We start from the raw sequence: 13,029 nt of genomic DNA, 5'->3' as shown, positions 1-13,029 counted from the left end.
GGGCCGATCAGCAAAGCGGGGCGCGAGAGGAGACTTTCGCGCCCCGTTTGTCATTGCGGTCCATGGCCGGGTGCGAGCCTAGAACATCCCGCCGCTAGCCGCGCCGCCGCCTCCCCCGAGCAGCACCTTACTCACGACGACGTAGAACGCCGCGCCGCTGCCCAGAAAGGCGATCAGCATCAGCAGCCCGTCACGCACGGTCAGCGCGATGCCGAATGCCGCGATCACCGCCATCGGCAGGACGACGGCGAAGGGCAGCAGTTCGAGCGGGGGCACGGCCAGGCACAGCAGCGCGATCACCGCTGCGGCGATGCGCGCCGCGGTCGGCCCGGTGAAGATCTCCAGCCGTCCGTGGAAGATCTTGTCCAGCCATGCGCCGACCTTCTCCATATCCTCCGCCGCGTTGGCGAGCTTCTCGCCCTCCACCGAGCGGTTCTTGAGGAAGCCGGGCAGCCACAGGTGCTGCTTGCCGAACACCAGCTGGACCGCGATCAGTAAAAGCGTGACGGCGAGAAAGGTGGGCACACCGGGGATCCCGCCTATAGGCGATATGCCGATGAGCGCGGGCACCAGCAGAACCGGGCCGTAGGACCGGCTGCCGAAGGATTCGACGATGTCGCCAATGGTCGCCCGGTCATTCTGATCGCCGATATCGGTCAGCCGATCGAGAATGCCGCACACGTTCTTCGGGGTATCCGCCATGATAGTCCAAACCCCCTGCAGTGCGACGGTTCCGCCCTGCTGCCAGATGATTCGCGGCCGCCTGCCCTCGGCGGGGGAGGCGCGGGGGCGGCATACCTGACGCTACGCTCTCGCGGCGCACCGAACGCGCCCTTGACGGCGCTGTTTCCGGAACGCAACACCGCCCGCAGCCATTGGAACAAATATAGCATTCCGCGGCCCGGCGAGCCCTCGCCGTGCCATCCACGCGAAAGGACAACCGATGAAAATACTCGTGCCCGTCAAGCGGGTGATCGATTACAACGTGAAGCCCCGCGTCAAGGCGGACGGCTCCGGAGTCGACCTCGCCAACGTCAAGATGAGCATGAACCCGTTCGACGAGATCGCGGTCGAAGAAGCGATCCGGATCAAGGAAGCGGGCAATGCCGAAGAGATCGTCGCGGTCTCGGTCGGCCCGGCAAAGGCGCAGGAAACGCTGCGTACCGCGCTCGCCATGGGCGCGGACCGTGCAATCCTTGTCGAATCCGATGAAGATCTGGAGCCGCTCGCCGTCGCCAAGATCCTCAAGGCGATCGTCGAGGAAGAACAGCCCGGCCTCGTACTGCTGGGCAAGCAGTCGATCTCGGACGACAGCAACCAGACGGGCCAGATGCTCGCCGCACTGCTCGACCGGCCGCAGGGCACCTTCGCCAACACGATCACGCTCGAAGGCGATTCGATCACCGTGAAGCGCGAGATCGATGGCGGCCTCGAAACGGTCAAGCTGACCCTGCCCGCGATCGTCACCACCGACCTTCGCCTGAACGAGCCGCGCTATGCCTCGCTGCCCAACATCATGAAGGCCAAGAAGAAGCCGCTCGACACCAAGAGCCCGGCCGATTTCGGCGTCGACACCGCGCCGCGCCTCAAGACGCTCAAGGTCTCCGAGCCGCCGGTCCGTCAGGCTGGCGAAAAGGTCGAGGATGTCGATGCGCTGGTCGCCAAGGTCAAGGCGCTCGGGATCGCCTGATTGAGGGCCTGCGCCCGCTTAGAGATATTGAGGTAAGAACATGAAAACTCTGGTTCTGGTCGAACACGACAACACAGAAGTGAAGGACGCGACGCTGGCTTCCGTCACCGCCGCGTCCAAGCTCGGCGAAGTGCACCTGCTGGTCGCTGGCGCAGACTGCGCGGGCGTGGCCGATGCCGCCGCGAAGATCGCCGGCGTGGGCAAGGTCCACCTTGCGGACGACGCCGCCTACAAGGATATGCTGGCGGAGAATATCGCGCCGCTCGCCGCCAAGCTGATGGCCGATCACGACGCCTTCGTCGCGCCTGCCACCACCACCGGCAAGAACATTGCCCCGCGCGTCGCCGCGCTGCTCGACGTGATGCAGATTTCCGAAGTGATGAGCGTCGAAGGCGACAAGACCTTCACCCGCCCGATCTACGCGGGCAACGCGATCGCCACGGTCGAAAGCACCGAAGACAAGCTGGTCCTGACCGTGCGTGGCACTGCGTTCGACAAGGCCGAAGCCGAAGGCGGCAGCGGCACTGTCGAGACGGTCGAGACCACCGGCGATGCCGGCACCTCCGAATTCGTCAGCCGCGAACTCGCCAAGAGCGAACGCCCCGAACTGACCAGCGCAAGCGTGGTCGTGTCGGGCGGCCGCGCGCTGAAGGACGCGGAGACGTTCGAGGAATACATCACGCCGCTGGCCGACAAGCTGGGCGCCGCGATCGGCGCGAGTCGTGCGGCGGTCGATGCGGGTTATGTCCCGAACGACTACCAGGTCGGCCAGACCGGCAAGATCGTCGCGCCGGAAGCCTATTTCGCGATCGGCATCTCGGGCGCGATCCAGCACCTTGCCGGGATGAAGGATTCCAAGACCATCATCGCAATCAACAAGGACGAGGACGCCCCGATCTTCCAGGTCGCGGACATCGGCCTGGTCGCGGACCTGTTCAAAGCGGTGCCGGAACTGACCGAAAAGCTCTGAGGGCTCAACGCCTTTAAGGTTACAGGAGAGCCCCGCCCTCGTGGCGGGGCTTTTTTTGCGCGCCCCGGCGATGCTGCGGTTCAGAACGCCTGCGTGATCGCGTGCAGCGTCACGCCGACCAGCCCGCCCACCAGCGTGCCGTTGATGCGGATGAACTGCAGGTCGCGGCCCACCGCGCTCTCGATCCGGTCGGTCACTGTGCCGGCGTCCCACCGCTTCACGGTGTCGGACACCAGCGCGACGATCTGCGCGCCATAGCGTGACGTCATCCCTACCGCAGTACGTCGCGCGAAGCGGTTGATCTGCCGCTGGAGGCGCGGATCGTCCTGCAGGGCCTTGCCCAGCTCGCGCAGAGCCTCGCGCAGGTCGTTGCCCAGTCCGCTGTTGGGGTCGCGCGCGCGGGCAATCAGCGAACGCCGCATCCGTTCCCACACGCCCATCCACCAGTCCGCCAGCGCCGGGTTTTCCAGCAGGTCCATTTTCACCGCCTCGACCTTGGCCTGCATCTCCGGATCGGTCTTGAGCTGTGTCGCGAGTTTGATCAGAGCCGCGTCGATCTTGCCGCGCATCGGGTGCTCTGGGTCGACCAGCACTTCGGCCAGCAGGCGGTACACTCCGTCGAGGACGGAGCTGGAGATACGGCTGTCGAGCCCGGTCCAGCGCAGCACCGAGTTGGCGCGGCTGCGGATGATCTCACGCACCGCCTCCTCGTTGTCCTCCAGCGTCAGCCCGGCCCAGCGGATCAGCCCGTCGAGCAGCGGACGATGGCGGCCATCGGCGATCAGGTTTTCGAGCAGGTTGCCAAGCAGCGGAGCGAGCTCAATTCTGGACAACTGGCTGGCGAGCCCCGCGCGCACCCGCAGGCCCAGCCGCTCGGGGTCGAGCGATTCGAGCACCTCTGCCGCCAGCTCCGCGCCGCCGCCCATGAAGCGCGAGCGTTCTCCACCTTCACGGTTGACCAGGAACTCGCCCGCGTTCGCCGCTACATTCGTCCGCCGCATCCGCCGCGCGACGACCGAGGGGGTGAGGAAGTTGGCGCGAAGGAACTGCGCCATGGTGTCTGCAATCCGGTCTTTCTTGCGCGGAATGATCGCGGTGTGGGGGATCGGTACGCCCAGCGGATGGCGGAACAGCGCGGTCACCGCGAACCAGTCGGCCAGCCCGCCAACCATAGCCGCTTCGGCAAAGGCGTGCAGGTAGCCCCAGAACGGATGTATATCGAGGTTGACCTCCGCCACCACGAACACGCCCGCCATGGCGAGAAGCAGGCCGGTGGCGGTGCGGCGGATCTGCCGGGTTTGGTCCAAAGACGATCCTACAATCAGCCGGTTGTCTCTCATTCGCTTATACATCGACGCGGAGACGAACCTATCTCCGTGCTGGTATAAGGAAACACCGGATGTCGAAAATCATCAAGAAAAGCCTGGCTTGCGCTCTCGTACTCGGCGCTGTGACGACCCCGACTCTTGCGATGGCGCAGCAGGACGTGCCGGATATCTGCACCCGCGAAGCCCGGACCTACAGCGAATGGGTCGCACAGATCTTCTTGTGCCACTGATCGCTCCATACAAGCAGCTTGCTTAATCGGAGGATGGGGCCGCGACACCGGGGGTGAGTGCGGCTCCTTCCTTCGAGGCGGCGTTGATCGAGAGCATCTTGCGCAAGGCGGGGCCGACCCGCTTTTCGAACCCGTCGGCAAGGCTGAAACCAGCCGGCACGATGAGCAGGGTCAGCAGCGTGGAAACCACCAGCCCGCCGATCACCATGGTGCCCATTGGCGCGCGCCATGCCCCATCGCCCGATCCGAGCACGCCCGAAAGCGCAGTGGGGATCATCCCGGCGGTCATCGCAAAGGTCGTCATGACGATCGGCTGGGCGCGCTTGTGCCCCGCATCGATGATGGCATCCATCTTGTCCTGACCATGGGCCATCGCCTCGATCGCGAAGTCGATCAGCAGGATCGAGTTCTTTGACACGATCCCTAACAACAGCAGCACGCCGATATAGACGGGCATCGACTGCGGCTGTCCGACCAGCCAGACCAAAAAGATGCCGCCCAGCGGCGCGAGCGCAAGGCTGGTCATGTTGACCAGCGGGCTCATCAGACGCTTGTAGAGCAGCACCAGCACCGCGAAGACCAGCAACACACCGGTCGGAACCGCGATCGCAAAGTTCGTCATCAGCTCGTTCTGGATTTCTTCCTCGCCCACGGCGTCACGCGTCACGCCGGCAGGCAAATCCTGCAGCACCGGCAACTGCTCGATCTGCGCGCGCGCCTCGCCCGTCACGACGCCCTCGGCGAGGTCGGCACCGACCAGGATGCGGCGGCTCTGGTTATAGCGCTGGATCGCGGTCGGCCCCGAACCGAACCGGATATCTGCGACCCGGCTCAGCGGAACGGTCCCCCCGCGAAGGGTCGGCACTGGCAGGTTCTCGATCGTGGTCAGGCTCTCGCGCGAGGCTTCGGGCAGTTTCACGCGGATCGGAATCTGGCGATCCGACAGCGAGAACTTCGCCGCGTTCTGCTCGATCTCGCCCAGCGTTGCGATCCGGATGGTCTGACTCAGCGCGATCGTCGAGACGCCGAGATCGGCGGCCAGATCGGGCCGGGGCGCGATGATCAGCTCGGGCCGGGAAAGGTCGGCGTTGATGCGCGGGGCGACAATGGTTTTCAGCCCCTTCATCTGCTCGACCAGCTGCGATGCCGTTTCCTGCAACACTTCGGGATTCGATCCGGCGAGCATCACGGTGATGTCACGGCCGCTCCCGCCGCCGCCGCCCTGCTGCGACTGGAAGCGCACGCGGGCGTCGGGAATGGTGGCAAGCAGAGGCGCGAGCTGCCGCTCGAACTGGATCGAGGTCCGTTCACGATCGGGCGACAAGGTGATGTAGATCGTCGCACTGCCCATCCGCACCCGCTCCAGCGCACGCTCCACCTCGGGCTGTTCGTACAGTAGCGTGGCGACCCGGTCTGCGACTGCCTCGGTATCTTCCAGCGTCGTACCGGGGACCATTTCGATCTGGACCTGGCTGTTGTCGCTGTCGACATTCGGCTGGAACTGGCCAGGCACACTCATGAACAGCTGCACGGTCAGCAGCAGCGCGAAATAGCCGATCATCAGCATCCACACGCGATGGTCGTAGAAGCGCGCCTCGAGATAGCGCCACACTTCGCGGGCGCGCGGGCCGAACACCGAGCTCAGCAAGCCGAGCAGCTTGAGCACGATCCAGCCGGCGGCGAAGGCGATCGCGGCGGCCAGCGCCATCTGCACGATCCCAACGATCCGGTTATAGAATGTGCCCGCCACGGACTCGGGTGAAGAGGCGACCGCGCCACCCACCTTCTCGGCAAGACCCAGCCCGCTCAGCGCGCCGTTCACGCCGAAGAAGGCCACGGCGGTCACCGCAATCAGCACCAGCGCCGTCACCAGCAGCGCCGGCAGGTAGGCAAACCGCTTTTTCGGGGGTTCGATGCCTTCACGACGACGGAGCATCTTGCCACGTTCGAGCGTCCAGTGGAGGATGCCCATGTAGCGGTCCATCATCGGGCCCTCACCATGGCTGGCATGGCCCTTGGACTTGAGGAAGTAGGCCGCGAGCATAGGCGTGATCATGCGGGCGACCGCCAGCGACATCAGCACCGCAACCACCACGGTGATCCCGAAGTTCTTGAAGAACTGTCCGGAAATGCCCGGCATCAGGCCGACAGGCAGGAAGACCGCGACGATGCAGAAGCTGGTCGCGACCACCGGCAGACCGATCTCATCCGCCGCATCGATCGACGCCTCGTAGGCGTCCTTGCCCATTCGCATGTGTCTGACGATGTTCTCGATCTCCACGATCGCATCGTCGACCAGCACGCCTGCCACCAGCGCGAGCGCCAGCAAAGATAATGAGTTCAGGTTGAACCCGAGCAGATCCATGAACCAGAAGGTCGGGATCGCCGAGAGCGGGATAGCAACCGCGGAAATGAACGTCGCGCGCCAGTCGCGCAGGAAGAAAAACACCACCACGACCGCGAGCAAAGCGCCCTCGATCATCATCGCCATCGAGCTCTCGTACTGTTCCTCGGTATACTTCACCGTGTTGAACAGCTGGATGAAGTGGACGCCCGGGTTTTCCGCCTCGATCTTCTCGATTTCCTCAAGCGCGTCATGGAAGGTCGAAACATCGGACGCGCCCTTGGCACGCGACATGGCGAAGTTGACGACTTCCTTGTCGCGGACCTTGCTGATCGAGGTCTGCTCGGAATAGCCGTCGCGCACGGTCGCAACATCGGCGAGCTTGATCGTGCGCCCGTCGCCCAGCTGGATCTGCTGCTGCGAAAGGGCATAGGCGTCCTGACTATTGCCCAGCACGCGCACAGACTGGCGCGTGCCACCAACCTCGGCTGCACCGCCTGCGGCATTGAGGTTGTTCTGCCGCAGCACACCGTTCAACTGGCTGGCGGTGACTCCGTAGGACTGGATGGCTTGGGGATCGAGGATCACCTCGATTTCGCGATCGACCCCCGCGAAGCGATTGACCTCGGCCATGCCTTCCACGCCGAGCAAGCGCTTGGCCACCACATCGTCGATGAACCAGCTGAGCTGCTCCAGCGTCATGTCGTCGGCTTCGACCGCGTAGATCCCCAGGAAACCTCCGGAAATCTCTTCCTTCGAAACGCGTGGTTCGAGGATTCCGTCGGGCAGCGAGCCGCGAACCGTATTGATCGCGTTGGTCACTTCGGACACCGCATCATTCGGATCGGTGCCGATCTCGAATTCGATGAAGGTGCTGGAATTGCCTTCCGACGCGGTCGAATTGATGTTTTTCACGCCGTTGATCGAGCGGACCGCGGATTCGACCAGTTGGGTTATCTGGTTCTCGATCTCCGTCGGCGCCGCGCCGGGCTGCGAGATATTGACGTTGACCGCAGGGAATTCGATCTCCGGGTTGTTGACCACGTCCATCCGGCTGAAGCTGAGCAGACCCGCCAGCAATAGCGCAGTAAAGAAGACCAGCGGAATGACCGGGTTGCGGATCGACCAGGCGGAGATGTTGCGGAAGTTCATCGTGCTCAGTCCTTCTGCGCGACCGGGTTCACCCGCTCGCCCGGATTGAGGAAGCCGCCTGCGCGCAGCACGACCTGCTCGTCGCCCGACAGACCACCGGTGATCGCGACCCCGCGCGAGGTAACCATGCCGGTCTCGATCGCGCGGCGGACGACGGTGTTGTCCGGGCCGACGATGTAGACATAGCTGCCCTCGTCATCGGCAAGGACCGCGCTTTCGGGCAGCAGCGGAGCAACCGTGGTGCCGCTGCGAATGGTTGCGGTTGCAAAGCCGCCGGGCCGCAAACCGGGTGCGTACTTCAGTGCGATCCGGGCGACTCCCTGGCGGCTCTGCGCGTCGACGGTCGGCTCGATCTGCCAGATCTGGCCGGTATAGGTCTCGTTCGATCCGACCGGAGAGACCTCTGCCGGGATCCCGACAGACAGCTTCTGCAGCTCGTTTTCGCCAACCTGCGCGCGCAGTTCCATCTGGCCACCTTGGGCAATCACGAAGACCGATGGCGTGCCACCGCCCACCGTTTGCCCGGGCTCGATATTGCGTTCCAGGATAAGACCCGATGCGGGCGCGACGATGTTGAGCCGCGCGTTGCGCTCACGCAGCTCGCCCAGCTGGGCCTGTGCCACCGCAACCCGTGCACGGGCTGCATCGCGCGTCGCGGTCAGACGGTCGACATCGGCTTGCGAGACGAACCCGCGCTCGACCAGCTGGAGCGCACGGTCGAGATTGCTCTGGGCCAGCTCGGCGTCGGCCCGGGCGACTTGGATTTGCGCGGCCTGTGCGCGCGCCTGCTGGTTCTGGACAGAGCGGTCGATCGAAGCGAGCACCTGCCCGGCATTGACCCACTGGCCCTGTTCGACGTTGACCGAAACGACCCGGCCGCCTTCGCCGACCACGCCGACGGGGAGCGAACGCCGCGCGGCGATGGTGCCGGTCGCGGTGATGGTGCCCTCGATCGCGCCCCTGCCCGGCTTCATGACCGTGATGTCGGCCGCCTGGGAGCCCGCATCGACCGGGGCCGGGGCCTCGTTGGTCGAGCTGAGGTAGAACCAGCCGCCAATAAGCAGCGCGACCACGACGACCGCCAGGATGATGACAATGCGTGTCCGCCCACCCTTCGATTCACTGTCTGGAGTGGTCGTGTAGGGGTTGCTCATCCTGCCCTCATTCTCGTCGTGTCCGACCGTCGGCTGATAATTCATGTTCGGTCCGTTCGCACTGGCGGTTGCTTCGCCTCTCCGACGCAGGTCGGGGGCGATTTATCGATCCGGACTTGCCTTAGGGCCGCTATTCGCAACCGGCAATCGGCTCCTCTACCAACTGCCTAGCAAGCCTGACGAACGAGAGCTGTGTTCGGGGCCGCGCAGCGCACAGCAAAAAGGCGGTGCGACCTGCTGGCCGCACCGCCTTTTCCGGTGTCTCTATGACGTGCCGAGCTTAGCGAACGCGCCCGCGCTGTACCAGATTGGCGATCGCGAGAAGGATCACGGCACCGACGATGGCGACGATGAAGCCGGTCAGGCTGAATTCGCCGATCGGGCCACCCACGCCGAAGAAGGCGTTGCCGACCCAGTTACCGATCAGCGAGCCGATAAGGCCGACGATGATGTTCCAGAAGATGCCCATCGAGGCATCGCGGCCCATGATCATGGAGGCAATCCAGCCCGCCACACCGCCGATGATAATCGCGATAATCCAACTCAACATGTCCCAGCTCCTGTTTTTATTCTACCCCGTTCGGGTCACGGGTCAGCAACGGGAGCGAGGGACAGGAGGTTCCCGACGGGCGACGAATTGTCGCCTGTCGGGCCGCCGGGAACGTGGCGAAATCAGTATTTCAACTGGCGTTCGTAAAGATCGCGATAGTGCTGGATTCGGGTGACGCGCAGGCCCTGCATGCCCGAGCGGTCGACCGCGCGCTGCCAGGAGGCGAACTCCTCCAGCGTCAGGCCGTAGCGTTCCAGCACTTCGTCGATGGTCAGCAGGCCGCCATTGACTGCGGCGACGACCTCCGCCTTGCGGCGAACGACCCAGCGCTTGGTCTTGGGGCTGGGCAGATCGGCCAGCGTCAGCGGCTCGCCCAGCGGGCCGATAACCTGGTCGGGCTTGATTTTCTGGTTCTCGATCATGGATTCTCTCGATGGCGCTCGGGGGACGGGTTGGCGCTGGAAGAAGCCCTACCCCTGCTCGCTTTGCGGCGCGCTAAAGACACAAGGTTAACGCCGCGTTCGTCTTTTGCTTCGGTTCGGTCGAAGGACGGGCCGGACTGCGAAAGGAGGCCCGGGTCCTGCGTACGCAGGGCACGCGAAAGGCTGATCGCGGCGGCCAGTTCGGACCACCCGACTCGCCTGAGGCCGTGCTCGTCTGCCGCTGGCTTGGCCGCGGCGATCTTGTCTGCTCCCTCGAACATGCACCCTGCCTAACCCAAATATGGTCAAGAGAGGGTAAATGCCGCCATAAGTCAGTCGCTTGGCGCGGGCCTGGGTTAACGTGACGGGTGCCCGCAAACGGCGCTTTTCTTGTCTCTTGGGCCCGCGGGTCTATATGCGGGGCTTGCGAGTATCCCCATGACCGACACCACCTTCCTCTCCAACGCCGATCAGGCCGCGAACCTGTTCGATCTGCCGCGCCCGGCCTCCGAGTGCCGGATCGTGGTCGCGATGTCGGGCGGGGTCGACAGTTCGGTTGTCGCCGCGCTGGCGGCGAAGACGGGCGCCGACGTGGTCGGCATCACCCTGCAGCTCTACGATTATGGTGCCGCGACGGGGCGCAAGGGTGCCTGCTGCGCGGGCGACGATATCGCCGACGCGCGCGCCGTGGCGGACCGGCTGGGGATCGCGCATTACGTCTTCGACCATGAGAGCGCGTTTCGCGAATCGGTGGTCGAGCAGTTTGCCGACGATTACCTCGCCGGACGCACGCCGGTGCCCTGCATCCGCTGCAACATGGGCCCCAAGTTCACCGATCTGCTGACCATGGCGCGCGAACTGGATGCCGATTGCCTCGCCACCGGGCACTATGTGCGCCGGGTCATGGGTGCGGGCGGATCGGAACTACACCGGGCCGAAGACGCGGGGCGCGACCAGAGCTATTTCCTGTTCGCGACCACCCAGCCGCAGCTCGATTTCCTGCGCTTCCCGCTGGGCGGAATGCCCAAGTCGCAGGTCCGCGCGCTCGCCGAGGAAGCGGGCCTGCGCAACGCGGCCAAGCCCGACAGCCAGGACATCTGCTTCGTGCCCGACGGCAATTATGCCGGCATCGTCAAGAAGTTGCGGCCAGAGGGCGCGACCCCCGGCGCCATCGTCCACGCGCGCACCGGCGAGACGCTGGGCGAGCATGCAGGCGTGGTCCACTTCACCGTCGGCCAGCGTCGCGGGCTGGAAATCGGCGGCCAGCCCGAGCCGCTTTACGTGGTCGAACTCGATGCGAACTCCGCGGAAGTGCGCGTGGGGCCCAAGGCCATGCTTGCCACCGCGAGCGCGCAGCTGGTCGACACCAACCGGATCGGCCCGCTGCCCGACCTGCCGCTGACGGCGAAGGTCCGCTCGCTCGCCAAGCCGGTACCGGTCACGCTGGAAGGCTCGCTGGGCGAGGGATCACCCGTCACGATCACCTTCGAGACGCCCGAATACGGCGTCGCCCCGGGGCAGGCGGCGGTGATCTATGCGGGCGACCGGGCAGTCGGCGGCGGCTGGATCGACAGCACCCGGCCCGCGGCCTGACACGCGCCAACCCGCGCTAGTCGTCCCACTTCTCCAGCACGCAGCCATAGCCTTCGCGATACGTCGCGGTCTGGCTGGCGAGCAGCGGGAACGTGGCGGTAACGCTCTTCGTCGCCGGATCGTCGGACAGGCGGACCAGCTCCATCCCGGCGACCTTGTCTTTCGCGCAATCACCGCTCGGGCGGCCACCGATATAGCGGCACGAGCAGCCGACCCGCGCCGCGTAGGCCGCGCCGGTCACGGCATAACCGTTGATCGCCGTGCGATTGGCGAAGAACGCGATCGCGGCAATGCTCGCCAGCACCAGCAGCGCGACCAGCAGGATGCGCGGCCACAGGCGGCGGCGGGCGCCCTGGCGGCTGGCGGTGTAAGCGGAATGGGTATCTGTCGTTGCCAAGCGGGCTTCTCTCGTGCGAATTGCTGCGCATGTTCTCGCCCCGCGTCCGTGCGCTTGCAAGCCCTGTCTGCCTCACCCTCCCCCTCGCTCTGTGCCTCGCTGCGTGCGGTGGGGGCGCGGAGACCGATCCGGGCGCAACCGAGGCCGAACTGTCGGTGATCGGAGACAATCCCGGCGTCGGGCGGGAGCGGCTGGCGATGGAATTCGGCGACCTGTTCGAGGATGAGCAGGGCCTTGGCGAAACCCGCGCCGCGCTGATGATGCACGCAGGCGAGATCGTCGGCGAACGCTATGCCGACGGCTATGATGCAGACACCCGCTTCATCAGCTGGTCGATGGCCAAGACGGTGACCGCAGTGATGATCGGCATGCTGGTCGCCGATGGTGCGCTGGAGTTGGATGCGCCCGCGCCGGTGCCCGAGTGGCAGCGCCCCGGCGATGCGCGCGCCGAGATCACTTTGCGCGACCTCCTCCAGATGCGCTCCGGCCTCGACCATACAGAGGGCGGCGAGGTGCCCTACGAATCGAGCGAAGTGCGCATGCTGTTCCTCGACCAGCGCGACGATATGGCGAAGTTCGCCGAGGAACAGCCGCTGGAGGCCGAGCCGGGCGAGAAGTTCGAATATTCGAGCAACACCACCGTGATCCTCGCCGATATCGCCGCCGACGTGCTGACCAGGGACAGCCAGGACCCGGAGGAACGGCGCAAGGCGGTCGACACCTACCTGCGCACTCGCCTGTTCGGCCCGCTGGGCATGACCTCGATGGTGCCCGAGTACGACGCGGCGGGCACGCTGATCGGCGGCAGCGCGATCCACGGCACCTTGCGCGACTGGGCGCGCTTCGGCGAATTCCTGCGCAATCACGGCAGCTATCGCGGGACCCAGCTGGTCCCGCGCCAGTGGATCGACTTCATGCTCGAACCCAGTCTGCCCGCGCCGTTCTATGGCGGGCAGATCTGGCTTAACACGCAAGCCTCCGATCCGCAGAACCAGCTTTATCCGATCGACAACCCGCAAGGCATCTTCGCCGCGATCGGCCACATGGGCCAGTACATCGTGGTCTCGCCCAAGCAGAAGCTGACGATCGTGCGGCTGGGCCATTCGGACGCGGAAGAGCGTCGCGCGCTGCTGCGCCAGATCAACGATCTGGTGGAACTCTACCCCACTCCGTAACGCAGGGGAGGGCGCGGCCCCGCC

General features: G+C 65.2%; 12 protein-coding genes. 5 read left to right on the top strand and 7 right to left on the bottom strand.

What is annotated here, in order from left to right; translation table 11 throughout:
• Window positions 1-78: 78 nt before the first annotated feature.
• Window positions 79-702, bottom strand: a complete 624-nt coding sequence (locus VO57_003180) for an exopolysaccharide biosynthesis protein (GenBank protein ID XBL70358.1) — start codon at window positions 700-702, stop codon at window positions 79-81.
• Between the two features lie 241 nt (window positions 703-943).
• On the opposite strand from VO57_003180, the gene VO57_003175 reads away from it, so the two are divergent.
• Both VO57_003175 and VO57_003170 read left to right on the top strand, forming a co-directional pair.
• Complete coding sequence (locus VO57_003175) at window positions 944-1,690, top strand: electron transfer flavoprotein subunit beta/FixA family protein (GenBank protein XBL70357.1); 747 nt, start codon at window positions 944-946, stop codon at window positions 1,688-1,690.
• 40 nt (window positions 1,691-1,730) lie between these two features.
• Window positions 1,731-2,660 carry an electron transfer flavoprotein subunit alpha/FixB family protein gene (locus VO57_003170; GenBank protein XBL70356.1) on the top strand — a complete coding sequence of 310 codons (930 nt, stop codon included), beginning with the start codon at window positions 1,731-1,733 and terminating at the stop codon, window positions 2,658-2,660.
• A gap of 80 nt (window positions 2,661-2,740) precedes the next feature.
• On the opposite strand, the gene VO57_003165 is transcribed toward VO57_003170, so the two are convergent.
• On the bottom strand, window positions 2,741-4,000 hold the full coding sequence (locus tag VO57_003165; protein ID XBL70355.1) for a DUF445 domain-containing protein: 1,260 nt from the start codon (window positions 3,998-4,000) through the stop codon (window positions 2,741-2,743).
• Between the two features lie 59 nt (window positions 4,001-4,059).
• Here VO57_003165 and VO57_003160 point away from each other — a divergent pair, with 59 nt between their 5' ends.
• Complete coding sequence (locus VO57_003160) at window positions 4,060-4,218, top strand: hypothetical protein (protein ID XBL70354.1); 159 nt, start codon at window positions 4,060-4,062, stop codon at window positions 4,216-4,218.
• A 22-nt stretch (window positions 4,219-4,240) separates the two neighbouring features.
• Here the strand turns inward: VO57_003160 and VO57_003155 are convergent, their stop codons facing one another.
• From VO57_003155 to VO57_003140, 4 genes are all read right to left on the bottom strand, one after another.
• Window positions 4,241-7,714, bottom strand: coding sequence for an efflux RND transporter permease subunit (locus VO57_003155; GenBank protein ID XBL70353.1), 3,474 nt, complete (start codon window positions 7,712-7,714; stop codon window positions 4,241-4,243).
• Window positions 7,715-7,719: 5 nt separating this feature from the next.
• On the bottom strand, window positions 7,720-8,868 hold the full coding sequence (locus VO57_003150; GenBank protein ID XBL70352.1) for an efflux RND transporter periplasmic adaptor subunit: 1,149 nt from the start codon (window positions 8,866-8,868) through the stop codon (window positions 7,720-7,722).
• A 280-nt stretch (window positions 8,869-9,148) separates the two neighbouring features.
• Entirely contained in the window at window positions 9,149-9,418 is a 270-nt protein-coding gene (locus tag VO57_003145; protein XBL70351.1) for a GlsB/YeaQ/YmgE family stress response membrane protein, read from the bottom strand.
• Window positions 9,419-9,540: 122 nt separating this feature from the next.
• On the bottom strand, window positions 9,541-9,840 hold the full coding sequence (locus VO57_003140) for a DUF1153 domain-containing protein (protein XBL70350.1): 300 nt from the start codon (window positions 9,838-9,840) through the stop codon (window positions 9,541-9,543).
• A gap of 438 nt (window positions 9,841-10,278) precedes the next feature.
• On the opposite strand from VO57_003140, the gene mnmA reads away from it, so the two are divergent.
• On the top strand, window positions 10,279-11,433 hold the full coding sequence (gene mnmA, locus VO57_003135; GenBank protein ID XBL70349.1) for a tRNA 2-thiouridine(34) synthase MnmA: 1,155 nt from the start codon (window positions 10,279-10,281) through the stop codon (window positions 11,431-11,433).
• 16 nt (window positions 11,434-11,449) lie between these two features.
• Here the strand turns inward: mnmA and VO57_003130 are convergent, their stop codons facing one another.
• On the bottom strand, window positions 11,450-11,830 hold the full coding sequence (locus VO57_003130; GenBank protein XBL70348.1) for a hypothetical protein: 381 nt from the start codon (window positions 11,828-11,830) through the stop codon (window positions 11,450-11,452).
• Between the two features lie 29 nt (window positions 11,831-11,859).
• Between VO57_003130 and VO57_003125 the strand changes: the two genes are divergently transcribed.
• Complete coding sequence (locus tag VO57_003125) at window positions 11,860-13,005, top strand: serine hydrolase (protein XBL70347.1); 1,146 nt, start codon at window positions 11,860-11,862, stop codon at window positions 13,003-13,005.
• Window positions 13,006-13,029: the final 24 nt, after the last annotated feature.

The sequence above is a fragment of the Citromicrobium bathyomarinum genome, assembly GCA_001306305.2.
GTDB classification, from domain to species: domain Bacteria; phylum Pseudomonadota; class Alphaproteobacteria; order Sphingomonadales; family Sphingomonadaceae; genus Alteriqipengyuania; species Alteriqipengyuania bathyomarina.
Note: the sequence above shows the minus strand (reverse complement) of the source record. Positions and strands in the feature narration are given on the sequence as shown.